The sequence below is a fragment of the Tabrizicola sp. genome, from assembly GCF_036781545.1.
In the GTDB taxonomy this organism is placed as follows: Bacteria; Pseudomonadota; Alphaproteobacteria; order Rhodobacterales; family Rhodobacteraceae; genus Tabrizicola.
Genome location: NZ_DAIQAT010000036.1, coordinates 1 through 25,305, shown reverse-complemented (window position 1 = coordinate 25,305; position 25,305 = coordinate 1). Strand labels below are relative to the sequence as shown.

32 protein-coding genes are annotated in these 25,305 nt (G+C 68.0%); 19 read left to right on the top strand and 13 right to left on the bottom strand.

The annotated features are described in order from the left end of the window. From V7Q39_RS08345 to V7Q39_RS08320, 6 genes are all read left to right on the top strand, one after another. On the top strand, positions 1–337 hold a 337-nt coding region (locus tag V7Q39_RS08345; protein WP_333816103.1), incomplete at its 5' end, for a rod-binding protein. Then, positions 327–635: a hypothetical protein gene (locus V7Q39_RS08340; RefSeq protein ID WP_333816102.1), complete on the top strand. Its 309-nt coding sequence runs from the start codon at positions 327–329 to the stop codon at positions 633–635. The genes V7Q39_RS08345 and V7Q39_RS08340, both read left to right, overlap by 11 nt. A 194-nt stretch (positions 636–829) precedes the next feature. Next, on the top strand, positions 830–2,035 hold the full coding sequence (locus V7Q39_RS08335) for a flagellin N-terminal helical domain-containing protein (RefSeq protein ID WP_333816101.1): 1,206 nt from the start codon (positions 830–832) through the stop codon (positions 2,033–2,035). Positions 2,036–2,106: 71 nt separating this feature from the next. Beyond that, the gene (flaF, locus tag V7Q39_RS08330) at positions 2,107–2,478 is read left to right on the top strand and encodes a flagellar biosynthesis regulator FlaF (RefSeq protein ID WP_333816100.1); all 372 of its coding nucleotides are present in this window, start codon (positions 2,107–2,109) and stop codon (positions 2,476–2,478) included. After that, the gene (flbT, locus tag V7Q39_RS08325) at positions 2,475–2,879 is read left to right on the top strand and encodes a flagellar biosynthesis repressor FlbT (RefSeq protein ID WP_333816099.1); all 405 of its coding nucleotides are present in this window, start codon (positions 2,475–2,477) and stop codon (positions 2,877–2,879) included. The genes flaF and flbT overlap by 4 nt, the downstream gene beginning before the upstream one ends. After that, entirely contained in the window at positions 2,876–3,667 is a 792-nt protein-coding gene (locus V7Q39_RS08320; protein WP_333816098.1) for a DUF1217 domain-containing protein, read from the top strand. Before flbT ends, V7Q39_RS08320 begins: the two co-directional genes overlap by 4 nt. Positions 3,668–4,040: 373 nt before the next feature. Here V7Q39_RS08320 and V7Q39_RS08315 read toward each other — a convergent pair whose 3' ends face one another. Continuing rightward, positions 4,041–5,351, bottom strand: coding sequence for a FliI/YscN family ATPase (locus V7Q39_RS08315; protein WP_333816097.1), 1,311 nt, complete (start codon positions 5,349–5,351; stop codon positions 4,041–4,043). An 84-nt stretch (positions 5,352–5,435) separates the two neighbouring features. On the opposite strand from V7Q39_RS08315, the gene V7Q39_RS08310 reads away from it, so the two are divergent. Genes V7Q39_RS08310 through V7Q39_RS08270 form a run of 9 tightly spaced genes read left to right on the top strand, consistent with a single transcriptional unit; the run spans position 5,436 to position 9,946 of the window. Next, positions 5,436–5,819 carry a FlgB family protein gene (locus V7Q39_RS08310; protein WP_333816096.1) on the top strand — a complete coding sequence of 128 codons (384 nt, stop codon included), beginning with the start codon at positions 5,436–5,438 and terminating at the stop codon, positions 5,817–5,819. Between the two features lie 9 nt (positions 5,820–5,828). Further along, positions 5,829–6,212 (top strand): flagellar basal body rod protein FlgC, encoded by a 384-nt coding sequence (flgC, locus tag V7Q39_RS08305; protein WP_294972921.1) that lies wholly within the window; start codon positions 5,829–5,831, stop codon positions 6,210–6,212. Positions 6,213–6,224: 12 nt separating this feature from the next. Further along, the gene (fliE, locus tag V7Q39_RS08300; RefSeq protein ID WP_333816095.1) at positions 6,225–6,515 is read left to right on the top strand and encodes a flagellar hook-basal body complex protein FliE; all 291 of its coding nucleotides are present in this window, start codon (positions 6,225–6,227) and stop codon (positions 6,513–6,515) included. After that, positions 6,512–6,778, top strand: a complete 267-nt coding sequence (locus V7Q39_RS08295) for a flagellar biosynthetic protein FliQ (protein ID WP_333816094.1) — start codon at positions 6,512–6,514, stop codon at positions 6,776–6,778. The genes fliE and V7Q39_RS08295 overlap by 4 nt, the downstream gene beginning before the upstream one ends. A gap of 1 nt (position 6,779) precedes the next feature. Next, a complete protein-coding gene (locus V7Q39_RS08290; protein ID WP_333816093.1) occupies positions 6,780–7,490 on the top strand; it encodes a flagellar hook-basal body complex protein in 711 nt (236 codons plus the stop codon). A 9-nt stretch (positions 7,491–7,499) separates the two neighbouring features. Then, positions 7,500–8,285 carry a flagellar basal-body rod protein FlgG gene (gene flgG / locus V7Q39_RS08285; protein WP_333816091.1) on the top strand — a complete coding sequence of 262 codons (786 nt, stop codon included), beginning with the start codon at positions 7,500–7,502 and terminating at the stop codon, positions 8,283–8,285. After that, the gene (gene flgA, locus V7Q39_RS08280; protein ID WP_333816089.1) at positions 8,285–8,704 is read left to right on the top strand and encodes a flagellar basal body P-ring formation chaperone FlgA; all 420 of its coding nucleotides are present in this window, start codon (positions 8,285–8,287) and stop codon (positions 8,702–8,704) included. Before flgG ends, flgA begins: the two co-directional genes overlap by 1 nt. Before the next feature lie 7 nt (positions 8,705–8,711). Beyond that, positions 8,712–9,431 carry a flagellar basal body L-ring protein FlgH gene (gene flgH, locus V7Q39_RS08275; protein ID WP_333816105.1) on the top strand — a complete coding sequence of 240 codons (720 nt, stop codon included), beginning with the start codon at positions 8,712–8,714 and terminating at the stop codon, positions 9,429–9,431. A gap of 2 nt (positions 9,432–9,433) precedes the next feature. Next, the gene (locus tag V7Q39_RS08270; RefSeq protein ID WP_333816088.1) at positions 9,434–9,946 is read left to right on the top strand and encodes a flagellar basal body-associated FliL family protein; all 513 of its coding nucleotides are present in this window, start codon (positions 9,434–9,436) and stop codon (positions 9,944–9,946) included. Positions 9,947–9,949: 3 nt separating this feature from the next. On the opposite strand, the gene V7Q39_RS08265 is transcribed toward V7Q39_RS08270, so the two are convergent. The 10 genes from V7Q39_RS08265 to V7Q39_RS08220 form a co-directional block, all read right to left on the bottom strand. Further along, a complete protein-coding gene (locus V7Q39_RS08265) occupies positions 9,950–10,294 on the bottom strand; it encodes a hypothetical protein (RefSeq protein WP_333816087.1) in 345 nt (114 codons plus the stop codon). Next, positions 10,291–11,370 carry an EscU/YscU/HrcU family type III secretion system export apparatus switch protein gene (locus tag V7Q39_RS08260; protein WP_333816086.1) on the bottom strand — a complete coding sequence of 360 codons (1,080 nt, stop codon included), beginning with the start codon at positions 11,368–11,370 and terminating at the stop codon, positions 10,291–10,293. The genes V7Q39_RS08265 and V7Q39_RS08260 overlap by 4 nt, the downstream gene beginning before the upstream one ends. Further along, the gene (locus V7Q39_RS08255; RefSeq protein ID WP_333816085.1) at positions 11,367–12,146 is read right to left on the bottom strand and encodes a flagellar biosynthetic protein FliR; all 780 of its coding nucleotides are present in this window, start codon (positions 12,144–12,146) and stop codon (positions 11,367–11,369) included. The genes V7Q39_RS08260 and V7Q39_RS08255 overlap by 4 nt, the downstream gene beginning before the upstream one ends. After that, the gene (gene flhA / locus V7Q39_RS08250) at positions 12,143–14,194 is read right to left on the bottom strand and encodes a flagellar biosynthesis protein FlhA (RefSeq protein WP_333816084.1); all 2,052 of its coding nucleotides are present in this window, start codon (positions 14,192–14,194) and stop codon (positions 12,143–12,145) included. The genes V7Q39_RS08255 and flhA overlap by 4 nt, the downstream gene beginning before the upstream one ends. Positions 14,195–14,219: 25 nt before the next feature. Next, on the bottom strand, positions 14,220–14,897 hold the full coding sequence (locus V7Q39_RS08245; RefSeq protein WP_333816083.1) for a lytic transglycosylase domain-containing protein: 678 nt from the start codon (positions 14,895–14,897) through the stop codon (positions 14,220–14,222). 78 nt (positions 14,898–14,975) lie between these two features. Beyond that, entirely contained in the window at positions 14,976–17,126 is a 2,151-nt protein-coding gene (locus V7Q39_RS08240; protein ID WP_333816082.1) for a hypothetical protein, read from the bottom strand. Beyond that, positions 17,123–17,992, bottom strand: coding sequence for a flagellar motor stator protein MotA (gene motA / locus V7Q39_RS08235; protein WP_333816081.1), 870 nt, complete (start codon positions 17,990–17,992; stop codon positions 17,123–17,125). Before motA ends, V7Q39_RS08240 begins: the two co-directional genes overlap by 4 nt. A 62-nt stretch (positions 17,993–18,054) precedes the next feature. After that, positions 18,055–18,615, bottom strand: a complete 561-nt coding sequence (locus tag V7Q39_RS08230; protein ID WP_333816080.1) for a MotE family protein — start codon at positions 18,613–18,615, stop codon at positions 18,055–18,057. Continuing rightward, positions 18,612–19,010: a hypothetical protein gene (locus V7Q39_RS08225; protein WP_333816079.1), complete on the bottom strand. Its 399-nt coding sequence runs from the start codon at positions 19,008–19,010 to the stop codon at positions 18,612–18,614. The genes V7Q39_RS08230 and V7Q39_RS08225 overlap by 4 nt, the downstream gene beginning before the upstream one ends. A gap of 12 nt (positions 19,011–19,022) precedes the next feature. After that, the gene (locus V7Q39_RS08220; RefSeq protein ID WP_333816078.1) at positions 19,023–19,505 is read right to left on the bottom strand and encodes a flagellar basal body-associated FliL family protein; all 483 of its coding nucleotides are present in this window, start codon (positions 19,503–19,505) and stop codon (positions 19,023–19,025) included. Positions 19,506–19,621: 116 nt separating this feature from the next. On the opposite strand from V7Q39_RS08220, the gene fliF reads away from it, so the two are divergent. The 4 genes from fliF (at position 19,622) to fliP (ending at position 22,802) form a co-directional block, all read left to right on the top strand. Further along, on the top strand, positions 19,622–21,220 hold the full coding sequence (fliF, locus tag V7Q39_RS08215; RefSeq protein ID WP_333816077.1) for a flagellar basal-body MS-ring/collar protein FliF: 1,599 nt from the start codon (positions 19,622–19,624) through the stop codon (positions 21,218–21,220). After that, positions 21,220–21,801, top strand: coding sequence for a flagellar biosynthesis protein (locus tag V7Q39_RS08210; protein ID WP_333816076.1), 582 nt, complete (start codon positions 21,220–21,222; stop codon positions 21,799–21,801). Before fliF ends, V7Q39_RS08210 begins: the two co-directional genes overlap by 1 nt. A 9-nt stretch (positions 21,802–21,810) precedes the next feature. Beyond that, a complete protein-coding gene (locus tag V7Q39_RS08205) occupies positions 21,811–22,080 on the top strand; it encodes a FliM/FliN family flagellar motor switch protein (RefSeq protein ID WP_333816075.1) in 270 nt (89 codons plus the stop codon). A 62-nt stretch (positions 22,081–22,142) separates the two neighbouring features. Beyond that, complete coding sequence (gene fliP, locus V7Q39_RS08200; protein WP_333816104.1) at positions 22,143–22,802, top strand: flagellar type III secretion system pore protein FliP; 660 nt, start codon at positions 22,143–22,145, stop codon at positions 22,800–22,802. Between the two features lie 161 nt (positions 22,803–22,963). Here fliP and V7Q39_RS08195 read toward each other — a convergent pair whose 3' ends face one another. Continuing rightward, positions 22,964–23,815 (bottom strand): 4-(cytidine 5'-diphospho)-2-C-methyl-D-erythritol kinase, encoded by an 852-nt coding sequence (locus tag V7Q39_RS08195; RefSeq protein WP_333816074.1) that lies wholly within the window; start codon positions 23,813–23,815, stop codon positions 22,964–22,966. Next, positions 23,805–25,305 (bottom strand): tetratricopeptide repeat protein (locus V7Q39_RS08190; RefSeq protein ID WP_333816073.1); only part of this gene is annotated, 1,501 nt, incomplete at its 5' end. The genes V7Q39_RS08195 and V7Q39_RS08190, both read right to left, overlap by 11 nt.

Sequence of the window (25,305 nt, the reverse complement as noted above, 5' to 3'; positions counted from 1 at the left end):
AGAAGTTACCCATTCTTTACCCCCGTCGCGGATCGTTGCGAAAAATCCGACCGATCCGGAGACCCCGATGGACATCCAGCCGATCACCCCCCAACCGCCCTCGCGCCACGACCAGCTCATGGCCAAGGCCGAGGAGCTGGAGGCCACCTTCCTGTCCGAAATGCTCGCCCATTCCGGTCTGGGCGAGATGCAAGGCAGCTTCGGCGGGGGCGAAGGCGAGGCGCAGTTTTCCTCTTTCCTGCGCCAGGAACAGGCGCGGCTCATCGTGCAGCACGGCGGGCTGGGCCTTGCGGAACTGATCTTCAACTCGATGGTGAAGGCCGAAGATGCAGCTTGAATCCCTCCTCGACCAGGCCGCCGCCGCCCTGACGCAGGGTGACCTCGCCGCACTCGCCCGGCTGACCCCCGAAATCGAGGCCGCACGAATCGCTCCGCCCGACCGCGCCAGCGCCGAGCGGCTGCAGGCGAAAGCCCGGCGCAACGCCCGGCTTCTGGAAGCTGCCACCCGCGGCGTGAAGGCCGCCCGCCTGCGCATGGCCGAGATCACCCGTGGCCCGACGCTCACCACCTATGACGCGCGGGGGCAGAAGGCCGAGATCGCGCCCGCAGGCCTGATCCCCGCCAGACGTGTCTGATCTGTCTCAAATGCCCGGCATTTCCCGGGTGGCATTTAGGAATTGGTTAGCTGGTTTGCCGCTTCACTACCCTCGCGTCCCATGCCGGGGCGGCGCTTGCCGGACCTCTCCGGCGGCACGGACAGAACGCCCAAACTGCCACTCCGGTGGCTTTCCGGCCGTGAAACCTGCGGCCCTGAGTGAAGGACTGAACAATGTCGTCGATCCTGACCAATACCAGCGCGATGGTTGCCCTGCAGACGATGAAGGGCATCAGCGCCAATCTGAACAAGACCCAGGCCGACATCTCGACCGGCAAGTCGGTTGCCACCGCCAAGGACAATGCCGCCGTATGGGCGATCTCCAAGGTGATGGAATCGGATGTCGAAGGCTTCAAGGGCATTTCCGACAGTCTCTCCGTCGGCTCGGCCACGCTGACCGTCGCCCGCAACGCCTCGGAAACCGTGACCAAGCTCCTGACCGAGATGAAGGGCAAGATCGTCGCCGCCCAGGCCGACAATGTGGACCGGAGCAAGATCCAGACCGACATCACCGCGCTGACCAAGCAGATCGAATCGACCGTCGGCGCCGCGCAGTTCGGCGGGCTGAACCTCGTCAACGGCACGCAGACCACGGTGAACGTCCTTTCCTCGCTCGACCGCAGCCAGACGGGCGTCACCTCGTCGAACATCACCGTCGACGCGCACAACCTGTCGACCAATGCCGGGGCCGCGCTGACCGCGGGCGGCGGCACGCTCTCAGCGGCGAACGTCGTCACCGGCACGCCGGTCACCTTGGACGGCTTCGCCTTCCAGGGCACGGGCGGGGCACTGGCCGCGAACGACTCCACCGCCGATCCGGCCACGCTGACCGCGCTCGTCGCGGGCGACAAGATCAGCCTGAAGATCGGCACGGTCGAGGGCAGCTATGTCGTGCAGAAGGGCGATACCGCCGACGCGCTGGTGGCGGGGCTGAAATCCTCGCTGACCTCGAACGGGCTGTCGGACAGCGATTTCACCCTGACGCTGAACGCGGGCCAGCTGGAGGTGGCGAACAACACCAACCAGTCGGCGGCGATCTCGGCCTCGGCCACCCGGGGCACCGGCGGGCTGGCCGGCCTGAACACGATCGACGTGGTGAACCAGCCCGCGGATGCGCTGAACGCCATCGAGGGGATGCTGCAGACCTCGATCAACGCTGCCGCCTCCTTCGGTTCGTCGCAGAAGCGCATCGACATCCAGAGCGAGTTCGTCGGCAACCTGACCGACTCGCTCAAGACCGGCATCGGCGTCATGGTCGACACCGACATGGAGGAAGCCTCGGCCCGGCTGCAGGCGCTGCAGGTCCAGCAGCAGCTGGCAACCCAGGCCCTGTCGATCGCCAACCAGCAGCCGCAGGGCCTGTTGTCCTTGTTCCGCTAGGCACTTCGGGCCGCGGGGAGTGATCCTCGCGGCCCATTTCACCCCTTCGCTTTCGAACAGATGGACACCCCATGACCTTCCATTCCGCCATCAGCTACGCCCGGCGCGAGGCGCCGACCCGCTCGCTGCGCTCGGTCGAATACGACCTGCTCGCGCAAGTGACCCAACGCCTGCGCACCGCCTGGGCCGACCGGGCGACCGACTTCCCCGCCCTGGTCCGCGCCGTGACCGACAACACCCAGCTCTGGTCCACACTGGCCTCCGACGTGGCGCTGCCCGGCAATGGCCTTCCCCAGGCGCTGCGGGCGCGGCTTTTCTATCTCTACGAATTCACGGCGAAGCACAGCCGTGCGGTGCTGGACGACAAGGCCAGCGTCGAGGTTCTGGCCGATATCAACATGGCCGTGATGCGGGGCTTGCGCGGCGACGGGGGCGGGAAATGACCGGCCTCGTCCTGAAGCTCGGCCCGCATGAGCGCGTGCTGATCAACGGCGCGGTGATCGAGAATGGCGAGAAACGCTCGCGCCTTGCGATCATGACACCCAACGCCAACATCCTGCGGCTCCGCGACGCGATCCACCCGGAAGAGGTGAACACCCCCGTCCGCCGGGTCTGCTACATCGCTCAGCTGGTGCTGACCGGCGACGCCGACCCGGACGAGGCGCGGCTGCAACTTCTGCGCGGGATCGAACAGCTCAGCCAGGTCCTGACCGACTATGACAGCCGCACCCAGCTGACGCTTGCCAGCCGGGCGGTGATGGAGGACCAGCACTACCAGGCCTTGAAGGCGCTGCGGTCCCTGCTTCCGCGCGAGGAGCGGCTCTTCGCCGCGGGCCGGGCGTGAGCTTCCAGCCGGTCCTGCCGCTTTCCGGCTACACCGGCTGGGGCTTCCTGAAGCGCACGATGGCGCGGCAACAGGCCGTGCAGCAGGCGCTTCCGGCCCAGAGCCGGGATGAGGCCTATTTCCGCGACAGGATCGGCAAGGCCGATACCGCCGAGAAGCTGGTCGGCGACAAGCGGCTTCTGCGCATTGCGCTGACCGCCTTCGGGCTGGAGGGCGATGTGAACAGCAAGGCCTTCATCCAGAAGATTCTCGAAGGCGGCACTCTCAAGGAAGGCAGCCTCGCCAACAAGCTGGCGGACAAGCAGTATCAGAAATTCTCCGCCGCCTTCGGCTATGGCGATTTCTCGGTGCCGCGCACGAAACTCTCCACCTTCGCCGACGAAATCCTGACGCAATACCGCGCCCGGACGTTCGAGACTGCCGTGGGCGACCAGAACAACAGCTACCGTCTGGCGCTGAACGCGGAACGCGAACTGCCGCTCCTGGCCGCGAAGACCAACAGCGCCGATGCGAAATGGTACACGATCCTGGGCTCGGCGCCCCTGCGCGAGGTGATGCAGACCGCGCTGGGCCTGCCGAAAAGCTTTGCCTCCATCGACATCGACCAGCAGGTCTCGGTCCTGAAGGCGAGGACCGAGGCGGTCTTCGGGTCCTCCGATCCGGCGCAGTTCAACGACGCCAAGAAGATGGAGGCGCTGACCCGCCGCTATCTCCTGCAGTCCGAGATTCAGGGCCAGACCACGACCAGTTCGCCAGCCGCACGGGCGCTGGCCCTGTTGCAGGGCTGACGCTGCGCGGCTTGGGGGCTGTGTCTTCCATCGCGGCGCGGGATGATGGGCGGCGCGCCTCTCGCCCCTTCGGATTGCAAGCAACCCCACGCAGCAAACCCTGCGACGGGCCAGATACTGTCCAGGCCAGGCTGGTGTCCGGCCTCCCTGCGACCGCAGCAGCAGGCCCGGACGGCGCACCTCGGTTTCCTCACGGTCGGGAGGGTGAAACCGTACGACCGCAACCGAAGGTGCGGACGGAGCGCTTCGGATCTCGCCAGGTAATGGTTAATTTCACGCTAATGCGGCGCCAAGGAATATTGATTTTATTGGCTTTTAATAACTGCCCACGCGTGGGCAGCCTTTGTGGGCGAGGGCCTTTGCGGCCCCTGCCTCACCCTTTCAGGCTGGCCTTCAGCCGCTCGAAACTGCCCGCGATCCCGGTCTCCGGTGCCGCCTCTGCCAGGAACCCGTCCAGCGTCGGCCAGACCTTGATCGCCCGGTCGATCACCGGGTCCGACCCGGCCGCATAGAGCCCGGCCTGGATCATCATCTCGGCCCGGTCATAGGCCCCCAGGAGCCGCCGTGCCTCGCCGATCAGCCCGTTCTCCTCCTCCGTCGCCGCCTCCGGCAGCGAGCGGGAAACAGACCGCAGCAGGTCGATCGCCGGGAACCGCCCCCTCTCGGCAATCCGGCGGTCCATCACCACATGCCCGTCCAGCACGCCGCGCAGGATGTCGGCCACCGGTTCCTCCATGTCCGACCCGGCCACCAGGACCGAGAAGACCGCCGTGATGTCCCCCGCCCCCTCCGGGCCCGGCCCGGCGCGCTCGGCCAGCCCCATGATCGCCTGGGTCAGCGAGGGCGGGAAACCGCGCAGGCTGGCCCCCTCGCCCCCCGCCAGCGCGACCTCGCGATGCGCCTCGGCAAAGCGGGTGACGGAATCGACCAGCAGCAGCACATGCCTGCCCTGGTCCCGGAAATGCTCGGCCACCGCCATCGCCGTCAGCGCGCACATCCGCCGCATCAGGGGTGACTGGTCCGAGGTCGCCGTCACCACCACGCTGCGCGCCATCCCCGCCGGGCCGAGCACCCGCTCGGTGAACTCCCGCAGCTCCCGCCCCCGCTCGCCCACCAGCGCGATGACGACCACATCCGCCTCCACCCCCCGCGCGAAGCGGGCCAGCAGCGAGGACTTGCCGACACCCGAGCCCGCGAAGAGCCCGATCCGCTGGCCACGCACCAAGGGGAGGAGAGTGTCGAAGATCGCCACCCCCGTCTCCAGCCGCCCGCCCAGCCGACGACGGCTGGCCGCCGGAGGGGCAGGGGCCCGCAGGGACCGTGACAGGGGGCCGCGCAGCAGGGGCCGGCCGTCCAGCGGCTGCCCGGTCGCGTCGATGATCCGGCCGATCCAGCTGTCGTCCGGCGCGATCCCGGTGCTGCCCAGAAGCTCCACCCGGTCTCCGATTGCCATCCCGTCGCCCGAGGCATCCGGCAGCACCGAGCAATGGCCCTGCACCAGCCGCAGAACCTCGCCCCCAGCGACCCCGTCGCGGCTGTGGATCAGCACCCGGTCCCCGATCGCTGCCGCGTCCAGCCCCGTCACCTCGGCCAGCCCCCGCCGGGTTTCCGCCAGCCGCCCGACCCGCCGCACCGGCGCGCTTCCGGCGATTTCCGCCAGGAGACCATCGAAAAGACCAGCCACGGGATTCTCCCTTTGTTCGCTCTCAACCGTTTCTAAAGGAATCACCCTTAAGCCTTGGTGAAGCAGGTCGAGGGAGAAGCCCCGATGTTCGAGAAACTGGAACTTACCCGCATGGCGCAGGCGCTGGCCGCGCAGTCCGGGGCGCGCATGGCGGTGATCGCGGAGAATGTCGCGAATGCCGATACGCCCGGCTACAAGGCCCGGGACGTGCCCGCCTTTGCCGATATCTATGAGGAGGCGGGACTGGAGATGCGCACCACGCGGCCCGGCCATCTGAGCGCCCCGTCCCAGACCGCCGCGCCGATCCCCGACGTTGCGCGGGGCCACGACTCTCCCAACGGCAATTCGGTCTCACTGGAGGCTGAGATGGTGAAATCGGTCGAGGCCCGGCAGAACCACGACATGGCGCTGGCGATCTACCGGGCGACCGCGGACGTGATCCGGGCCAGCCTCGGCCGGCAGCGGTGAGGGTAGGCCATGGGCAATGACCTGATCTCCTCGCTCTCCTTCGCGGCCTCCGGCATGGAGACGCAGGCGATGCGGCTGCGGCATGTGTCGGAGAACATCGCCAACGCCGATACCCCCGGCTACCACCGCAAGGTGATGACTTTCGAGCAGGCCATGGACAGCGGCCTGGTCGAGGCCGGTCCGGTGAAACTGGACCAGAGCGAACTGACGAAAATCTACGATCCCGGCCACCCGCTGGCCGACGAAACCGGTCACTACGACGGCTCGAATGTCGATCTGGTGATCGAGATCGCTGACGCGCGCGAAGCGCAGCGCAGCTACGAGGCGAACCTCAGGATGTTCGATCAGACGCGCCAGATGACGCAGAACCTGTTCGACCTTCTGCGCCGATAGGGGAGATCCAGAATGGATGTGAAAACCTCTTTCGTTTCCCAGGCCTATGCGAATGCCCGCACCGCCGCCGCCCCGCAGCCGAAGGCCGGGGCGGCGGAACAGGGCTTTGCGAAACTGGCCGGAAACTTCATGGGCGCGCTGCAGGACCATGAGGCAGTGGCGCGCGCCGCGATGACCGGCGGGGCCGACCCGCACGCACTGGTGCAGGCGCTCGCCTCCTCGCAGCTGGCGGTCGAGACGGTGGCGACGGTCAGGGACCGTGTCGTCGAGGCCTATCAGGAAATCCTGAGGATGCCGGTATGAGCGAGCCCATGATCTTCGACCTGACCCGCCAGGCCCTTTGGGTCTGCGTGGTGATCGCGGCGCCCTTGCTGACCGTCGCGCTGGTGGTCGGTGTGGTGGTCGGCCTTTTCCAGGCGCTGACCTCGGTGCAGGAAATGACGCTGACCTTCGTCCCCAAGGCCGCGCTGATGCTGGGCGTCTTCTGGCTGTCGATGAGCTTCATGACCTCCACGCTCGTGTCCTTCTTCACCGACACGATCATCCCGCAGATCGCAGGGGGTTGAGATGGACGCAGCCGTCTATGCCACGCTGAACCGCCAGTCGGGCCTGATGCGCGAGATGGGGGTGGTGGCGAACAACATCGCCAATGCCTCCACCACCGGCTTCCGGCGCGAGGGGGTGGTGTTCTCGGAGTTCGTCGCGGCGCTGGACCAGGACCCGTCGCTGTCGATGGCCCATGCCAGCGGGCGGCATGTCGACCTGTCGCAGTCGACCATCGGCCAGACCGGCGGCGCGTTCGACTTCGCGATCCAGGGCGAGGGGTTCTTTCTGGTCGAGACGCCGCAGGGCCAGCGGCTGACCCGCGCGGGCAGTTTCACCCCTTCGGCGGAGGGAGAGCTGGTGACGCCCGACGGCAACCGCCTGCTCGACATCGGGGGCGCGCCGATCTTCATCCCGCCGGATGCGAAGGGCGTGGCGATGTCGGCGGACGGAACCCTGTCGGCGGGTGGCCAGCCCATCGCGCAGATCGGGGTCTGGCAGCCTGCGGACCCGCTGGCGCTGCGGCACCAGTCCGGCACGCTCTTCGATGGGGGTGCGGTGGAACCGGCCGAGGGCGCGACGATCCTGCAAGGGATGCTGGAGGACAGCAATGTCGAGCCGGTCTCCGAGATCGCCCGGATGATCGAGGTGCAGCGCGCCTATGAGCTGGGTCAGAAATTCCTGGATGCCGAGGACGAGCGTGTCCGCGGCGTGATCACGACGCTGGGTCGATAGGAGGCCGCGATGAAGGCACTGCAGATCGCCGCGACGGGCATGGCGGCCCAGCAGATGAAGGTGGACGTGGTCTCGAACAACCTCGCGAACATGTCGACCACCGGCTACAACCCCCGCCGGGCCGATTTCGCCGACCTGACCTATCAGCAGATGGCGCGGCCCGGCAGCGTTTCGGCGGCGGATGGCTCGATGCTGCCGACCGGTATCCAGATCGGGCTTGGCGTCCGCCCCGCGGCGGTTTCCGTGGTGATCGGCCAGGGCACGCTGGACCCGACCGGGGGCGATCTGGACCTCGCCATCGACGGCAATGGCTATCTAGAGGTGCAGATGCCTTCCGGCCAAACCGGCTATACCCGCGACGGCGCGCTGAAACGGTCGGCGGAAGGGCTGATCGTGACGTCCGACGGCTATCCGGTCGTGCCGGGCATCACCATCCCCTCGGATGCGCGCGGGCTGACGATCTCGCCCTCGGGCGAGGTCTGGGCCGATTTCGCCGACCGGGTGGACCCCGAACTGATCGGCCAGCTGACGATCTCGTCCTTCCCGAACGAGAAAGGGCTGGAGGCCATCGGGTCGAACCTGTTCCTCGAAAGCCCCGCCTCGGGCGCGGCCTTTTCCGGTACGCCGGGGCAGGAGGGGCTGGGGGCGCTGCGGCATGGCTATCTGGAAGGCAGCACGGTCGATGCGGTGCGTGAGGTGACCGAGCTGATCAAGGCACAGCGCGGCTATGAGCTGAACGCCAAGGTGATCACTGCGGCCGACCAGATGCTCGCCGCGACCACGCAGGTGCGCTGATGCTGAAGGTATGTCTCCTGATCGCGCTTGCGGCCCCTGCCTCTGCCGATGCCCTTGTCGCGACGCGGACGATCCGCGCCAGGACGCTGGTCGCGGCGGAGGATCTGACGCTGGTCGCCGCCGAGATCCCCGGCGCCCTGTCCGATCCCCGTCAGGCCGTGGGGCTGGAGGCCCGGGTGGCAATCTACGCCGGCAAGCCCCTGCGCCCCGGCGACCTTGGCCCACCCACCCTGGTCGAGCGCAACCAACTGGTGACCTTGGTCTATCTCTCCGGCGGGCTTGCGATTTCGGCCGAGGGTCGGGCGCTGGCACAGGGCTCGGAGGGCGACGCGGTGCGGGTGATGAACCTCGGCTCACGCAATACGGTCACGGGCCGCATCGGCCCGGATGGAACGGTCTATGTCGGATGGAATGGTTGAGATGATGATGCGATCCCTGATGGTGGCAGTCCTTGCGGTTTCGGGCTGCGGCAAGCTGGAACAGGTCGGCCGCGCGCCGGAGTTCACCGGGCTGGAGGGCACTGACCAGCACTATGCGATGTATTCGGCGAACCTGCCCGAAGACATCCCGGCGGGCACGGCCGGGGACGGCTCCTCGCTCTGGTCGGGCGGGACCGCCAGCCTCTTCGGCGACCGGCGGGCGGCCCGCCGGGGCGACATCCTGACCGTGGTGATCCAGATCGACGACAGCGCGGCGATCTCGAACTCCACCGGCCGCAGCCGCAGCGGCAAGCAGGGCGGGGGCGTGTCCGACCTCATCGGTATCCCGCAGCGGTTGAACGACAGCCTGCCCGAGGGTGCCAGCATGGGCGACGCCTTCGACATGGAGTCGTCCTCGACCTTCAAGGGCCAGGGCTCGGTGGCGCGGAAGGAGAAGCTGACGCTGCGCATCGCCGCCACGGTGGTGGAGCAGCTGCCGAATGGCGTTCTCAGGATCGAGGGCCAGCAGGAGGTCCGCGTCAATTTCGAGATGCGCGAGCTGATCGTGACCGGCTATGTCCGGCCGAACGACATATCGCGGCAGAACGAGATCACCTACGACAAGATCGCCGGCGCGCGCATCGCCTATGGCGGGCGGGGCCAGATCACCGATGTGCAGCAGCCGACCTACGGCCAGCAGGTGGCCGACATCGTGATGCCGTTCTGACCATGCTGCGGAAACTTCTTCCCGTTCTCCTGGCCCTGATCGGCCTTGGCGGCGGCGCCGGGGCAGGGCTCTTCCTGCGCCCGGCACCGGCGACCGAAGACAATGCGTCCGAGGCTGCGGCGGAGGGCGCGGGGGCCGAACATGCCGCCGAGGACGAGGCCATCGCCGAAGAGGGCGAGGCCGGCGAGAACGCGCCCGAATATGTCAAGATGAACAACCAGTTCGTCGTTCCGGTGGTGGAAGACAGGCGGGTTGCGGCGATGGTCGTCCTGTCGCTGTCGCTGGAGGTCAGGCCCGGCAATACGGAGGCCGTCTACCAGCGCGAGCCGAAGCTGCGCGATGTCTTCCTTCAGGTCCTGTTCGACCACGCGAATACCGGCGGCTTTTCGGGGTCCTTCACCGACGGGTCGAATCTCATCGTCCTGCGCACCAGCCTGAAGGAAGCGGCGGCCCTGGTTCTGGGGAATGCCGTCACCGACGTGCTCATCACCGACATCGCCCGGCAGGACAGCTGAGCGCTACCGCTTGTCCTTCAGCCGTTCCGCCAGTCCCTGCAGGGCCTGGACGCGGCCAAAGGCAGTCTGGGCTTCCCCTCGCGCCTCCAGCCAATGCGCCGTCTGCCGAGCGATTACCAGGTTCAGCTCGGACCGGCGCACATCGGCCCAGCGGTCGTAGGCCATCGCGACCCTCTCGGCCGTCACCGGCTCCAGCTCTTCGGCCGACCGTGCGGCGGCGTTGACCGACGCGAGCTGCATCCGGCTGCGCTCCAGCTCGGCCGCCGCGGCCCGCAACCGGCCCAGCCGATGATCCAGCATCAGTTGCGCCACTTCGGCGAGACGGCGGAGGTCCTTTGCTTTAATCATCTTCTGCGGGCCTTCCTGCGCATGGCATCGGCGAAACGGATTGCGGCGGCGACGGCCCGGTACTGCTCGATCCGGATTTCCTGGCCGATCTCGACCGTCGCATGGATCGCCCGGGCGGTCGGCGGGTCGCTGTGGATCGGCACGCCATGTTCGGTGGCACGTTCTCGGATCTTGCGGGCGATCTCGTCCACTCCCTTCGCGACGCAGACCGGCGCCCGGCCTTTCGAGCGATCCCATTTCAGCGCCACGGCATAATGCGTCGGGTTCACCACCACGACATTGGCCGAGGCGACGTCTGTCAGCATCCGGTTGGTCGCCACCTCCTGCGCGCGCTGACGGCGGGCCGACTTCAGATGCGGGTCGCCCTCGCTGTCCTTGAACTCGTCCATCATCTCCTTGCGTGACATCCGGTGCCGTTGGCGATGGCGGAAGCTCTGCCACTGGAAATCGACCCCACCGAGTGCGAGCTGGATCAGGAAGACGATGAACAGGAACCGGATCACCAGCCGGGCCATCAGGGCGGCCGACATCGCAGGCGTGAGGTAGAGGCTGGCAAGGATCTCCTCCAGCCGTCCGGCGAGGAAATTGTAGAGGATCAGCGCGACGATCCCAAGCTTCACCGCGCTCTTGCCGAATTCGACCAGCCCGTCGATGCCGAACTTCTGCCTGGCGGCGGAGATCGCCGAGATGCGCGACACTTTCGGCGCCAATTTCCCCGGCGCGAAGACGATGCTGCGGGTGGCGAAGAGCAGCGCCATGACCAGAACCGGGGCGGCCAGCAACAGCGCCAGCGGCGGACCGGCCAGCGCAAGGATCATTCCGGCGATCGGGGCGCTGCCGCCGGTGACGACGAGGGTCGACAGCCGGTCGGCCTGGTCGAGGACGACCATCCCCGTGGTGCCAGCGCGGTTCACCGCCCAGGTTCCCAGGCTGAAGAGCGCCAGAAGAAAGCCGCCGGTCGCCACGGCGGTCTGCAGATCGACCGACCGGGGGATGTCGCCGTCCTTGCGGGCCTGGTCCAGCTTCTGCTGCGAGGCCTCGTGTTCCTTGTCGGCCTCGTCCGCCTCTCCGCTCATGGCCGGGCCGCGAAGGGTTCGGCCATATGGCCCGAGAAGGCGTCGAGCCAGGCGGCCAGGATCACCGGGGTCGCCACCGCCATCAGCGCCAGCGCCCCGAGCGTGAGCGCCGGGGCGCCGACCATCGACACCATCAGCGCGGGCATCGCGCGGTTGATCGCGCCCAAGGCCAGGTTGTAGATCAGCGAGGCGATGACGAAGGGCGCGGCCAGCGAAAAGGCCAGGGCGAAGGTCCGACCCATCAGGTCGAGGCCCCAGTCCGCCGCAGCCGCCGAGGAAAGCGCCGCCCCCGCAGGAAGCAGGTCGTAGGACAGGAGCAACAGTTCGGCAGCCCGGACATGCAGACCCGCCGCCATCGCTAGCGCCACCCCCGCCATCACGAAGAGGTTGCCGATCGCGGGCTGCGGTTCCGGCGCGATCCCCGCGAAGAGCTGCGACAGCGTCGTCGCCTGGGCGATCATCGCGGCGGCGGTCTGCAGCGCGACGACGAAGAGCCGCATTCCGATGCCGAGGAGCAGACCGGCGACGGCCTCTCCGCCAAGCGCGAGGAAGGAAGGGGCAGCCGCTGGTCCGATCCGGTCGGCCAGGACTGGTGCCACGACGAGGGTGAAGGCGACGACCAGCGCCAGCTTGACCCGCTGCGGCACGGAAGAATCGCCGAGGCCCGGCATCAGCGCGACCATTGCGCCGATCCGGATGAAGGCGAGCGCGGCCGCCCAGGCGATGCCCTGGGCCAGCCCGAGGAGGTCGGAAAGCCCGGCGATCACCCCGGTCATGCCGACACCTGGCCGATCAGGGCGGGCCGGGCGTCGGTGCCGATTTCCTCGTAGGACAGGACCGGCATGTGCAGCCCCTTGGCCTGGACGACGGTTCGCAGGAAGCGCCGCCGCCCGACCGAGGTGACGAGGGCCGGATAGACCCCGCCCTCCGCCGCCCGGTTCGCCCGCTCGGTCAGGCCATTGGCCAGCTTGGCGAAAAGCTCGGGCGGCAGGGCGATGTCGCGCAGGCCCCGCTCGCTGTCGATCTGATAGGTGGCAAAGGTCTTCTCCCAGTCGGGCGCGAGTTGGATCAGGGGCACCGAGCCATCGGCGCGCTTCAACTCGGCGACGATCTGGAAACCCAGCCGCTGCCGGACGTGTTCGCAGATCGCCTCCGGCGAACCGAACTGGCGCGCCTCGGCGACGGCTTCCAGGATCAGCGGCAGGTTGCGGATCGAGACCCTCTCGTCCAGCAGAAGCCGCAGAACGGCGTGGAGGAGGTCCACCGGGACCTTGTCGGGCAGAAGCTCGTCCAGCAGCCGCCGGTTCGCCTCGGCCCGGACGGGATCGGAGAGTTTGACGAACTCGTCCAGCAACCGGCGCAGGCCGCGCAGGGTCAGAAGCCGCGAGAGGTTCGCCTTCAGCACCTCCAGCAGATGCGTCGCCAGCACCTCGGTCGGCGAGACGACCGTCAGGCCGGAGAGCGCCGCATCCTCCTGCTGGTCGGGCCGGATCCAGCGGGCGGGGGCACCATAGACCGGCTCGCGTGCATCGAGCCCGTCGGGGGCCGGCGTGCCCTCGCTGAGCAGAACCAGCACGCGGTCGGGGTAAAGCCGGTCGGACACCCGCTCCACTCCCTGCAGGCGGATGCGGTACTGGCCTGGCGGCAGCGCGCTTTCGTCGGTCAGCCGGATCTCGGGCAGGATGAAGCCGAAGGTCGTGGCGACATGGTTGCGCATGTTGGCGATGCGGCTGTCGAGCCCGGTGGCCGGGTCCAGCACCATCGCCACCAGGTTCGGCGCGAATTCGATGTGGATATCGTCGAAGTCGAGCACATCTCCGATCGAGCGGGGTTTCACCGGCTCCAGCGTCGGCGGTGGGCCTGCCACTGGCCGCGCGGCCTTGCGGAACCTGTGGAAGGCCAGCCCGCCCAGCGACAGGGCCGCCAGCATGAAGGGCAGGAAGGGCATCCCGGGCACCAGCGCGAAAAGCGCCATGAGGCCCGCGACCGTTCCCAGCGCGCCGGGATAGCGGCCGAGCTGGGCGAAGAAGGACACATCCGCCGCACCCTTCTGGCTGCCCTTGGCCAAGAGCAGTGCTGCCGCGACCGAGATGATCACCGCCGGAATCTGGCTGACGAGGCCATCACCCACGGTAAGGATCGTGTAGGTCTCGAAGGCCGTCGCGGCGTCCAACCCGTGCATGAAGATGCCGACGACCAGCCCGACCACGATGTTGAGCCCGGTGATGAGGAGGCCCGCCACCGCATCGCCCTTGACGAATTTCGACGCCCCGTCGAGAGAGCCGAAGAAGTTCGTCTCGGCCAGCTCCTGTTCCCGCCGCCGTTTCGCCTCGTCGTGGTCGATGGCGCCCGCGGACATGTCGGCGTCGATGGCGAGCTGCCGGCCCGGCATCCCGTCCAGCGCGAAACGCGCGCCGACCTCGGCCATCCGGCCTGCGCCTTTGGTGATGACGATGAAGTTGACGATCAGAAGGACGATGAAGATCACCAGGCCCAGCACCGGATTGCCGCCCATGATGAACTGCGCGAAGCCCTCGATCACATGGCCCGCCGCATCGGTGCCGGTGTGGCCCTGCCCGATGATCAGCTTGGTCGAGGACACGTTGAGCGACAGCCGCAAGAGGAGCGAGGCGAGCAGGATCGTCGGGAAGGCCGAGAAATCCAGCGGGCGGTCGATGAACAGCGTCACCGTCAGCATCAGGATCGCCAGCGCGAAGGAGACGGCAAGCCCGACGTCCAGCATCCAGGCGGGGACCGGCAGGATCATCATCACAATCACTGCCATCAGGCCGATGGCCAGCAGGATCGTGGGCCGGAAGATCATTCCCAGAGAGAACCCTTCGGGCATGTCACGGGCCTCCGATCAGGCGGATCCCGCCCGGGCCAGCAGGCACCAGCGACCCGCCGGAGCCTGACACCCCGGCTACGAGCAGCGGAAAACGGTTCTGGCGGGGGCCTTCTGCAGGCACATCCGACACCTCGGCGGTATCGCCCGCCACGCCGGCATAAGCCGCCTCGAACCTGGCCTTGTAGGTTTCGGCATATTCGGGGGTTCCCGAGTGATAAGCCGCAGCGGCCAGCGACCAGTCGCCTGTTTGGGCGAAGCGCTCGGCCAGGAATTTGGCGGCATAGGTAGCGTTCTGCTCGGGGTCGAGCATGTCGGTGATCGAGGCGAAGGCGTCGCCATGCCAGCGGTAGTTCAACTGGAAACAACCGAGGTCGACGTTGGTGACGCCCTGGTCGACCGCCTTGGCGACGCTGGCCTCCGCTTCGGCGGCGCTGTCGAACCAATGTCCGTCGCCGCCGAAATTCACCGTCCAGGGCCAGGGCCGGTCGTTCCGCCCGGTCTCGACCTTGGAAATCGCCAGAAGCACATCATAAGGCACGCCGGTCCGGGCGGCGGCAGTGGCGGCGGCATTCAGGCAGAGACCCGCGGGATCTTCGCGCGCGGCAAGGCCCGGGGCCAGTGTAAGGCTGCACAGCAACCCACGGGCAGCAAGGTCCAGGATGACGTGTCTGCGGGGCATCCCACTCTCCACCCCGCGCCTTCTGCCGGGGGTTTGTCGCAACGGTAGCGGGCGAATCTTTCCTGACCGTTACCGGGTTCAGTCGACCGAGGGGGAAACGACGCTGGTCAGCAGCGCCTCGATCGCTGCGCGCGAGGCGACGCTGGCCTCGACAGCCTTGCCGCCGCGACCCAGAAGCCCGGTGCCGTCGTCTCCGGGCGCGGCCGCCACGATGTCGGCGGCCTTGAGCCAGGGATCCGGCAGAGCGGGGTCGAGGCCCGTCCAGTCGCCCGTCCACGGGCTGACCCGGGCCGCTGCCTCCGCCTCGCCCGCCGCGGCCAGCGCCAGGGCTGCGGCTGCCGAGTCGTCCAGCTGGATCAGGGCCTTGGCGCGAAGACTTTCGGCTTCCGCATCGCCCAGCCCGTCGATGAGCGCGATGGTGCTGCGGGCGTCGCCCTGCAGAAGGGTTGCGCGGGCAGCCAGGCGACGCTTGTCCGGCGGGTCCCCGGGCGTGACAGGCCCGATCCAGACCAGCGCCGCATCGCCGAAGCCGAGCGACAGAAGCCGGTCGGCAATGGTCTGGCCGAGGGAGGCATCCACCATTGGCGCGGTCGCCCCGGTTGGCAGAACGGCCTGCTTCAGGAATTCGTCATCGGTGGCACGGTCTTCGGTCACGCGCCACAGGTCCGCCAGAACCCCGCCCTTGGCGCTTGCCTCATGGAAGGCGGCTTCGATCTGGTTGGAGAGCGCGAGTGCCAGGACCACGGCCCGGTCGACCCCAGGGCCTTCGGCGGTGCCCGCGGTCTCGCCCTGCAGCGCGCGCAGCGCCTCGGCGATCTCGGGGCCAAGCGGGTCCAGCGACCGGAAATGCGATTCGACCAGGGTCACGAGGCCATCCGGCCCGTCGCCATCCAGGGCGACAGCAGCTTCGGCATGGGTCCGGGCCGCCCGCGGATTGTCACCGTGCAACTCGGCCTTGGCATCCAGAAGGGCGACCGCGGCCGCATCGGCATCGGGCGCCCGTTCCATCGCGTCGCGGATCATCCGGGCCGCATCCCCATCGTCGCGTGCAAGGAACTTCTCGGCCAGGGCTGGCCCCAGGTGCTGCCGCAGATGCGCCGGCAGCGCGATGAAGGCCTGGAGAATGGCGTCGCGCTTCGTGCCCTTGTCCGCGGGCAGCCGATCATGCGCCAGAGCCGCCCACAACGCAGCGGGGCCATCGCAGTCCAGCATCGTGGCGAAGGGCGTATCCGCGTCGCTTTCCCCGTCGATGATCTTTGCCATCGACCGGTAATAGCGCAGGTCGTCCGGCGCATCGGAACCTGCCAGATCGGCGGTCTGGCGCGCTTCCGCTCCGAAGCCGAGGTAGAGAAGCAGTCGGACGGCGCGCAGGATCGCCTCGGGCTCGGGCGTGTCGAGCTCGCCGAAAAGCCCAGAACGGGAGTCCGCCAGCAGCTCCTGCGGCGGGCTGGTTCCGCCCCAGGCGGGCAGGTCGAGCAAGGCCGGGTCGGCGCAGGCGTGTTCGGGACGCGAGCCTGCGATGAAATCGTCGGGGTCGGTGACGATGACCCCGGGCAGTTCGCCGATGTGGATGTTCGACCAGGGCAGATCGCTGCTGTCGATTTCTTCCGCTGCCGGCGGCTTGCCCGGCAGCTCCATGTCGACGATCCCATCGGCGGCCCCGCGCGCGATCTCCTGCAGCAGCGCGTCGCGCAGAGGCTCCAGCGAGACAGACCCGGTCTTCAGCGGCAAGGGCCGGGGCGGGCTCGGTACAGGCGACGGGCCGCCCGCTTCCCGGTCGGCGAGCCAGTCGTAGGCGGGCAGGGCAGCCACTTTCGCCGCTACCTTGGCGCCGGGCATGACGAAGGGATCTTCGAAGGTCGAAGCCGTCGGGGCCGGGCCGGGCTTGATGTCGAGAACGACCGTGCCCGGCCGGGTCTCGAACGGGAAGATGTGGCAGTCACAGCCGAGGTCGAGGGTCAACGCGCCGGTTTGCCGGTCCTGCGCAACACTGCGCAATCTGGATCTTGGGATGAGGTCCCAGACCCGCGACAGGTCATATTGCGGCTGGCTTTCGGCACCGGCCGCAAAGGCATAGCCGGTCTCGGTCCGGCCCAGGGTCCAGGCTTCCGCCGTCGGCAGCTCGATGACCAGGCGGGTGAAATCACCATGCTCGCCCGAGCGTACGCGGGCCGTTTCGGCAGTGACGGGCGCCGCAAGGGCCAGGACCAGGAGCAGGGCGCGGATCATGCGGCATCCTGCTTCAGGTTGCGTATCGCTTCCTCCAGATCGCCGAAGCCCGGGCGGACGTGATGCGGCGTGTTCTGGCGGCCCACCTCGATGCAGATGTTGGCCGGATGGCGGTGCAGGTTGGCGATCAGCACCTCGCGGATCAGCTGGTAGAAATGAATGTCCTCCTCGATCACCGTCTTCACCCGGGCGGCGAACGGCCCCATCAGCCCGTAGGCCAGGAACACCCCCAGGAACGTCCCGACCAGAGCGCCGCCGATCATCTTGCCCAGCACCTCGGGCGGCTGGTCGATCGAGCCCATGGTCTTGATCACCCCCAGCACGGCCGCAACGATCCCGAGTGCCGGAAGGCCGTCGGCCATGGTCTGAAGGGCATGGCTGGAATGCATCGCTTGGTGCAGCGTCGCCTCCATCCGCTTGTCCAGCACCTCTTCCACTTGGTGCGGGTCGTCGTAGTTCATCGAGGCCGCACGCAGGGTGTCGCAGATCAGTTCCATCGCCTCGTGGTCATGCTGGATGCGGGGGTATTTGCCGATGATCGCCGAGGTCCCGGGCGATTCGACGTGTTCCTCCAGGGCCACCGGATTGGCCCGCGCCAGGCGGATCAGTTCGAACAGCAGGCACAAAAGGTCGCGGTAGTCGTCCGGCTTCCATTTCGGGCCCTTGAAGACCTTGCCGATGTCCTTCAGCGTGTGTTTCACCGCCGGAATGTCGTTCGAGATCAGGAAGGCCCCGATCGCGGCGCCGCCGATCATGATCATCTCGAAGGGCAGGGACTTGAGGATGATCCCCAGCTTGCCGCCGGCGAGGACGTAGCCGCCGAAGACCATGACGAGGATGACGGCGATGCCGACGAAGCCGAGCATTTTTACGTCCTGTTTCGCTTTCGTTGCGGGGAGTATCCGGGCGGCGGGTTAACGTTCCCTGACTAGTTCTTCGGAACACCGGCATTGCGACCGGCAACGATCACGCTGACCCCGTAGGCGGAGTCTGCGGACATGCCGGACAGGATCGCCGCGGCCGACTCGGGTGGCATCCGGCCCAGGAAGCCTGCGGCGAATTCGGGCGACATGGTCTCGAAGAGCGCCGCGGCATCCTTGGGCTTCATCGCCTGGTAGACGGCGGTCAGGTTCTGGATGTCCTTCTCCGCCGCCCCGTCCGCCTGCGCCAGCGTGGCCTTCAGCTCTGCTTCCACGGCCTTCATCTCGTCCATCCGCTTGGTGATCGCGGCATCGGCAAGCGCAAGCGCGGCCAGGCGGTCCCTGAGCGCGGCTTCCTGCGCGTTTAGGCGATCCTCGCGCAGGGTCAGGGCCTCGGACAGCGCGGTCGGCATTTCACAGCTGGCGGTTTCCGGTGCCTCGGCGGCGGCCTCTTCCCCGGATTTGGCCAGGGCCGCGCCAAGCCCGGACCCCAGCCGCAAGGCGCCCGAGGCGGCGAAGAGCATCGTCACGATGAAAAGCGCACCCCGGCTGGCGCGGCGACGGCTCATTCGGCGGCCTCCATCGCGTCCCGCGGTGACCGGCGGCGGATGAAGCGCAGGCGGCGATCCTCTTCCGGCGGGTCTTCGGCGACCGGCGCACGCACGGGCGCCGCCGCCGGATCGGGCAGGTCGTGCAGCGAGGCCACCAGCAGTTCCAGCTTCCGCGCCACCGATTCGCCCCTGAGCGTCAGCACCTCCAGACTTTCGGCAGAGCCGTTCGCGGCGCCTCGCGCCCTGTCCAGCGCGCGGGTCATGTCGTCGACTTGGGCCGAAAGCACCGCGATCGCCCCGCCCATGCCGGTTTCGAGCGTGGTGAACTTCCTCAACCGGCCCGACAGCACATAACAGTAGATCGCGGCTCCGAACGAGCCCGCCATCAGAAGGATATCCGAGATCATTTCCATGGTGCGGCTGCCTCAGTTCAGCACGAATTCGGTGATCAACAGGTTGCGCACCCGGCCCTCGCCGGTGACGACCTGGATCCGCCGCAACATCTGCGCCCGCAGCCGCGCCATGGCATGCGGGTCCTCGATCGAGGCGGTGTCGATGGCGCGCAGGTAGCTGTTGATCACGTCCAGGATGCGCGGCGACAGCGTCGCGACATCCGCCGCCGCGCTATCGGCCACCTCGAGCTGCGCGGTGAAGCGCAGGTGCCGGCTTCCCGAATCGGGCCCCAGCGAAACGACGATGGTCTCCAGCGGCACGAAGGCGACCCCCGAAAGCGGGCCAGGCCCATGGTCCTTTTCGGCGTGCCCTTCGGACCCGCCGAGCAAAAGGCCGGAAAACGTGGCGTAGAACCCGCCGCCGCCCAGCACCAGGGCCAGCAGAAGCCCGATCAGGAACGGTTTCTTCGACCGTTTCTTCGGGGCCTCTTCCAGTGTGGCTTCCGCCGTCGCCATGTTCATGCTCCGTTTCTCGGGACAAGGCGAAGATAGGCCAAAGGACACTAACCGATTGTTAAGGCGAACCGCTGAAAGGTGAGACCACGGCAGAACGCCGGTGCCGGAGAATCGCCTTGCAGAACGTGATCGCCATCTGGACCTCGCTGACCCTGCGCCGTAGGGCCATCATCCTGGGCGCGACGCTGGCGATGTTCGCGGCGATCCTCGGCCTCAGCCGGATGGCCGGGCAGCCGGAAATGGGCCTTCTCTACGCGGGGCTGGAGCCTGCAGCTGCGGGCGAGGTGGTGGCTGCGCTGGACCAGCAGGGCGTGGCCTACGAGATCAGGGGCACCTCGATCTTCGTCGACGTGGCTCGGCGCGATGCCTTGCGGATGTCGCTGGCTTCGGAAGGCCTGCCCGCCGCGGGTGGGGGCGGCTACGAGCTTCTCGATTCGCTGTCGGGCTTCGGCACCACCTCGCAGATGTTCGATGCGGCCTACTGGCGCGCGAAGGAGGGGGAGATCGCCCGCACCCTGCTCGCCATGCCCGAGGTCAAGGCCGCCCGCGTCCATATCGCCAGCGCTCCGACCCGTGCCTTCCAGCCGGGAGGGAAGCCGACCGCCTCGGTCACGCTGACCACGGTTTCCGGCACGCTGAGCGAGGCGCAGGCCCGTGCGATCCGGCACCTCGTGGCCAGCGCGGTTGCCGGAATGACGCCGGATGCGGTGCAGATCATCGACACCGTGGCGGGCCTGATCGGCGGCGAGGAGGGCCGGGACTACGACACCGGTGATGCGGATGACCGCGCCGCCGCCATCAAGGGCAACGTCGAGCGTCTCCTGGCCGCCCGCGTGGGCGCCGGAAAGGCGGTGGTCGAGGTCTCCATCGACCTCGTCTCGGAGCGCGAATCGATCACCGAGCGCAAGTTCGACCCGCAGGGCCGGGTGGCGATCTCGTCCGAGACCGAAGAGCGCAGCGGCTCCAGCACCCGGCCCGGCGGCGAGGTGACGGTGGCCTCGAACCTGCCCGAAGGCGATGCCGCCGCCGGGGGTCTGGACAAGAGCCAGAACTCCGAGACCAAGGAGCGCGTCAACTACGAAGTGTCGGAGACGCAGCGCGAAGTCCTCCGCAGCCCCGGCGCGGTGCGGCGGATGACGGTGGCGGTGATGGTCGATGGGGTGGTGACGGTTGCGGCCGACGGTACCCGCAACTGGGCGGCACGCCCCGAGGAAGAGCTTGCCACATTGCGTGAACTGGTGGCCTCGGCGGTTGGCCTGGACGAGGGCCGCGGGGATGTGCTGACGCTGAAGTCGCTGGAATTCCAGATACCCCCAAGCCCCGAGGGCACCGAGGCGACGTCGAGCCTCCTGCCGCGGATGGGCGAGATCGACCTGATGACGATGATCCAGACCGCCGTCCTTGCCGTGGTGGCGCTGGTGCTGGGCCTTTTCGTGATCCGGCCCGTCCTGGCCTCGGCAAAGCGGCCCGCGCTTGCCGCCCCGGATGCCCCTCTGGCCCTGCCAGCGGCGCCATCCTCCGGAGCGATCGCGCTGAACGGCGAAGTGGACGACGGCTTCGAGTATGGCGGCTTCGCCAGCGCGGGCGGTGGGCAGATCGAGGGCGAGGCCACCGAGGAAGACCCGGCCACCCGCCTGCGCCGCCTGATCGAGCAGCGCCAGACCGAATCGATCGAGATCCTGCGCGGCTGGATGGAAGAAGAGGAGCACGCCTGATGCGCGCCCTGCGTCTGGAGGTTTTCGATACCGCCCCGGCTCCGGATGGCTCGATGCTGCCCCTGGTCGAGGCGACGGCGGTCGAGGAGGCCAAGGTCGCCTCTTTCGAACAGGGCTACTCGGCGGGGTGGGACGATGCCGTGGCGGCGCAGCAGGGCGACCAGAGCCGCATCCGGGCCGACCTTGCGCGAAACCTGCAAAGCCTGTCCTTCACCTTCCAGGACGCGCGTAGCCATGTGCTGCAGGCGATCCGGCCGCTGATCCTGCAGATGGTCAACCGGCTCCTCCCCGAAGTCGCGCGCGAGGCGCTGGCCCCGACGGTTCTGGAAGCCGTGATGCCCCTCGCCGAAGGGCTGGCCGACGCGCCACTGACGCTGGTCCTGAACCCCGCCGTCCGCGCGCAGGTCGAGGACCTCGTGTCCCAGGCCACCGGACTGCCGATGGTCATCGACGAAGAGCCGACGATGCCCGAGGGCCAGGTCTACATCCGCCTCGGTGCCGGCGAGACCAAGGTCGATCTTGCCCAGGTGACGACCGATATCGGCATCGCCGTCCGGGCCTTCTTCAACCTCAAAAGCTGAGGAGACATCATGGAAGATATCGCCGACACCAACCCCTTCAGCCAGGTCCCGATCGAGGTCACGATCTCGGTCGGGCGCGCGCGACCGCTGGTGCGCGACCTGCTGCGGCTGTCGAAGGACGCTGTCCTGCAGCTCGACCGGCGGGTGGACGATCCGGTGGAGCTGTATGTCGGCGACCGGCTGATCGCGCGGGGCGAGTTGACCGAGTTGGAGGGCGACAATGCCGGGCAGCTGGCGGTCCGGCTGACCGAGGTCGCCAACCTGCGGGGCGGGTTGTGAGGCTTGCCGCGGGCCTTGCTGTGGCGCTGACACTCATCGCGGGACCGGCGCTGGCGCAGCAGATGTCGATCGACCTGGGCGGCGGGGCGGGGGAGTCGCTCTCGCTCCGGTCGGTGCAGCTGCTGCTGCTGGTCACGGTCCTCTCCATCGTCCCGGGGCTCGCGGTGATGATCACCTGCTTCCCCTTCATCGTCACGGTGCTGTCGATCCTGCGCCAGGCGCTGGGGCTGCAGCAGGCGCCGCCGAACATGCTGATCATCAGCCTGTCGCTGTTCCTGACCTGGTTCGTGATGGACCCGGTCTTCACCGAGGCCTGGGTCAAGGGGATCGAGCCGATGAGCAACGGAACGCTGGAGGTGGGGCCGGGCCTGCAGGCGGCCATTGCGCCGTTCCGGGTGTTCATGGCCGGGCGGGTCGATCCCGAGACCTTGCAGACCCTGCAGGACCTCCGCTCCACCGTCGCCGTCAGCCCCGCCGACGCGCCGCTGTCGCTGCTGGTGCCGTCCTTCCTGCTGTCCGAGATCCAGCGGGCCTTCGAGATCGGGTTCATGATCTTCCTGCCCTTCCTGATCATCGACCTCGTCGTCGCGGCGATCCTGATGTCGATGGGGATGATGATGGTGCCGCCGGCGGTCGTCTCGCTGCCGTTCAAGCTGATCTTCTTTGTGGTGGCCGACGGCTGGGCGCTGGTCTCGGGGGCGTTGGTCAGGAGCTATTTCTGACGGGTGCCCGCGCGTGGGCAGAGTCTGCACGGCTGCGATTTCAATGGGTTGCGCATGAGCGTTCGGGATTGGTTTACCATGCGCGGGAAGCGCTGGCAGGGGCGGACGGGCGACAGACAGGCGGCGGAATGTGGGCGGGCGATGGACGAGACTTGCCACTCTTACGCGAGGATCTGTCCCGAGGCGATCCACCAGCCCGGATGCGCAGCGGCGAGGGACTGGCGGGCGGCCATCGCCTCCTCCGGGGAGGCGTAGAGCGCGACATGGGTGCCGCCGGAACCGGACATCCGGGCCAGCAGGCAGCCGGGCGTCGCGGCGAGGGAGGCCTGCATCTTTGCAAGGACCGGCGCGATTGTATGGGCGGGGGCGACAAGGTCGTTGCGGCTGTGCGACCCCAGCCAGTCGGTGAACGTCTGGGCCGAGGCAAGTGCCGCGGGCGGCAGGTCGGGCAAGGGCGGGTTCTCGCGGCGGGACAGACCTGCGAAGACCTGCGGCGTCGGGACCGCCACGCGCGGGTTGGCGAGGACGGCCCAGAGCGGTGGCAGGGAGGGCAGGGGCGCAAGCATCTCGCCGATACCGGTCATCCGGGCCGGGCGACCGGCGAGGCAGACCGGCACGTCGGCCCCCAGCTGCAGGACTTCGGCATCCGACGGCATCGGCCGCCCCGTCAACCGCGACAGTGCCCGCAGCGTGGCCGCCGCATCCGCCGAGCCGCCGCCGATCCCTGCAGCCACCGGCAGGTGCTTGTCCAGCACCAGCGCCGCATCCGTCACCCCCATGGCCCGGGCCGCGCGCAGAACCAGATTGTCGGGTTCTGCGCCAAGTCCAGCCGCTTCCGGCCCCGTCACCTGCAGCGAAAGGCCTTGGCCCGAAGCCGCGCTGACGCGATCTGCCAGATCGGCAAATACCACAAGGCTTTCGAGCAGGTGATAGCCGTCCGCGCGGCGCCCGGTAACGTGGAGACAGAGGTTCAGCTTGGCCGGAGCGGCTTCGCCGACCGCGTCAGTTGCCATTCGCGGCGGCCTTGACCGCGGGCTTGGCGGTGCCTTCCTCGGCCATCACCGCGTCGAGCCCCACATCGAGCTTGCGCAGGATGCGGGCCTTGTCGGTCTCGGTCGGATCGAACGACAGCGCACGGCGCCATTGGAAACGGGCCTCCAGCTTGCGGTCGTTCATCCAGTAGACATCGCCCAGATGGTCGGTGACGACGGGATCGACCGGCTCAAGGAGGGAGGCCTTCTCCATCGGCTCCAGCGCGTCGGTATAGCGGCCGAGCTTGAAATATGCCCAGGCCAGGCTGTCGATGATGTAGCCCTGCTCGGGGTCGGCGGCGACGGCCTTCTGGATCATCCCCAGCGCCTCGTCGAGGTTTTCGCCCCGGTCGACCATCCCGTAGCCAAGGTAGTTCAGCACCTGCGGCTGCGCCCCGTTCAGCGACAGCGCCTTGCGGAAATCGGCCTCGGCCGGGGCCCAGTTGTTCGACTGTTCGTGGCAGATGCCGCGGTAGAAATAGAGCACCCAGTTCTCGGACTTCGAAGCCTCGGAAAGCGCGATGGCTGCCGAATAGGCGACCTCGGCCTCGTCGAAGCGCTCCTCCGACCGCAGGAGGTCGGCCAGCGCGAATTGCACACCCAGAAGGTCGCCATGCGACCGGGCCAGCGTCTGCAGCGCCTCGATGGCCGCATCGGCCTTGCCCTGCGACTTGAGCGCCGAGGCCCGACCGACTTCGGCGGTGACATAGGTGGGGTCTTCCGGTGGGAAGGTGGCATAGGTGTCGGCGGCGAGGTCATGCTGGCCCAGCTGTTCCAGCACGTCGGCGGTCATGAGCAGGGCATCGGCATGGTCGGGCCGGAGGTAGCCCGCGACGCGCAGGTGCAGAAGGGTGTAGACCGGATCGGCCTCGCCGTTCAGCGCGGTCGAGATGGTGAAGAAAACCTCGGCAATCCCGTCCCGGGCCGAAGTCACGGTGTCGAAGGGGATCGGCTCGCCCGCCTGCAGGCGGTGGCGGATGGGATCGACGACGGGATCGGGCGCGGTGCCGAAGGCTTTGTCGAGGAGCGCCACGGCATCCGCGTTGCGTTCCAGCTGGCTGAGGATCTGCGCATGCGCAAAGACCCCGCGCCGCATCACGGTGATGGACCCGCCAGCCTTGCCGGACAGGATTTCATCCGCGCCCTCGAAATCGCCGACCGATGCCAGCGCCAGCGCCTTGTGGTAGTAGCCGAAGGCCTCGTAGCCCCGCTTCTTCGTCAGCGCGTCGAAATCCTCCAGCGCCTCGGACATCTTGCCCTCGCCGACCTTGGCCCAGGCAAGGACCAGCGCATTGGCCAGTTCGCCGATGTCGCGCCCGCCCTCGGCCCCGGCGATCAGAGCGGCGTAGTCCTCGCGCTTGGCCTGGTCGGCGATGAGCGCGATTTCGGCCAGCTGGCTGGTGTCGCCCGCAATGCTCTTGCGCATTCCGGCGATCTCGATGGCAAGGGGGAAGTCGCCGACGCCGATCTCG

Coding starts and splice junctions, on each gene's coding strand:
- V7Q39_RS08340 (WP_333816102.1), top strand. CDS start 327: ATGCAGCTTGAATCCCTCCTCGACCAGGCCGCCGCCGCCCTGACGCAG.
- V7Q39_RS08335 (WP_333816101.1), top strand. CDS start 830: ATGTCGTCGATCCTGACCAATACCAGCGCGATGGTTGCCCTGCAGACG.
- flaF (WP_333816100.1), top strand. CDS start 2,107: ATGACCTTCCATTCCGCCATCAGCTACGCCCGGCGCGAGGCGCCGACC.
- flbT (WP_333816099.1), top strand. CDS start 2,475: ATGACCGGCCTCGTCCTGAAGCTCGGCCCGCATGAGCGCGTGCTGATC.
- V7Q39_RS08310 (WP_333816096.1), top strand. CDS start 5,436: ATGTTCGAGAAACTGGAACTTACCCGCATGGCGCAGGCGCTGGCCGCG.
- flgC (WP_294972921.1), top strand. CDS start 5,829: ATGGGCAATGACCTGATCTCCTCGCTCTCCTTCGCGGCCTCCGGCATG.
- fliE (WP_333816095.1), top strand. CDS start 6,225: ATGGATGTGAAAACCTCTTTCGTTTCCCAGGCCTATGCGAATGCCCGC.
- V7Q39_RS08295 (WP_333816094.1), top strand. CDS start 6,512: ATGAGCGAGCCCATGATCTTCGACCTGACCCGCCAGGCCCTTTGGGTC.
- V7Q39_RS08290 (WP_333816093.1), top strand. CDS start 6,780: ATGGACGCAGCCGTCTATGCCACGCTGAACCGCCAGTCGGGCCTGATG.
- flgG (WP_333816091.1), top strand. CDS start 7,500: ATGAAGGCACTGCAGATCGCCGCGACGGGCATGGCGGCCCAGCAGATG.
- flgA (WP_333816089.1), top strand. CDS start 8,285: ATGCTGAAGGTATGTCTCCTGATCGCGCTTGCGGCCCCTGCCTCTGCC.
- flgH (WP_333816105.1), top strand. CDS start 8,712: ATGCGATCCCTGATGGTGGCAGTCCTTGCGGTTTCGGGCTGCGGCAAG.
- V7Q39_RS08270 (WP_333816088.1), top strand. CDS start 9,434: ATGCTGCGGAAACTTCTTCCCGTTCTCCTGGCCCTGATCGGCCTTGGC.
- V7Q39_RS08265 (WP_333816087.1), bottom strand. CDS start 10,294: ATGATTAAAGCAAAGGACCTCCGCCGTCTCGCCGAAGTGGCGCAACTG.
- V7Q39_RS08260 (WP_333816086.1), bottom strand. CDS start 11,370: ATGAGCGGAGAGGCGGACGAGGCCGACAAGGAACACGAGGCCTCGCAG.
- V7Q39_RS08255 (WP_333816085.1), bottom strand. CDS start 12,146: ATGACCGGGGTGATCGCCGGGCTTTCCGACCTCCTCGGGCTGGCCCAG.
- flhA (WP_333816084.1), bottom strand. CDS start 14,194: ATGATCTTCCGGCCCACGATCCTGCTGGCCATCGGCCTGATGGCAGTG.
- V7Q39_RS08245 (WP_333816083.1), bottom strand. CDS start 14,897: ATGCCCCGCAGACACGTCATCCTGGACCTTGCTGCCCGTGGGTTGCTG.
- V7Q39_RS08240 (WP_333816082.1), bottom strand. CDS start 17,126: ATGATCCGCGCCCTGCTCCTGGTCCTGGCCCTTGCGGCGCCCGTCACT.
- motA (WP_333816081.1), bottom strand. CDS start 17,992: ATGCTCGGCTTCGTCGGCATCGCCGTCATCCTCGTCATGGTCTTCGGC.
- V7Q39_RS08230 (WP_333816080.1), bottom strand. CDS start 18,615: ATGAGCCGTCGCCGCGCCAGCCGGGGTGCGCTTTTCATCGTGACGATG.
- V7Q39_RS08225 (WP_333816079.1), bottom strand. CDS start 19,010: ATGGAAATGATCTCGGATATCCTTCTGATGGCGGGCTCGTTCGGAGCC.
- V7Q39_RS08220 (WP_333816078.1), bottom strand. CDS start 19,505: ATGGCGACGGCGGAAGCCACACTGGAAGAGGCCCCGAAGAAACGGTCG.
- V7Q39_RS08210 (WP_333816076.1), top strand. CDS start 21,220: ATGCGCGCCCTGCGTCTGGAGGTTTTCGATACCGCCCCGGCTCCGGAT.
- V7Q39_RS08205 (WP_333816075.1), top strand. CDS start 21,811: ATGGAAGATATCGCCGACACCAACCCCTTCAGCCAGGTCCCGATCGAG.
- fliP (WP_333816104.1), top strand. CDS start 22,143: ATGTCGATCGACCTGGGCGGCGGGGCGGGGGAGTCGCTCTCGCTCCGG.
- V7Q39_RS08195 (WP_333816074.1), bottom strand. CDS start 23,815: ATGGCAACTGACGCGGTCGGCGAAGCCGCTCCGGCCAAGCTGAACCTC.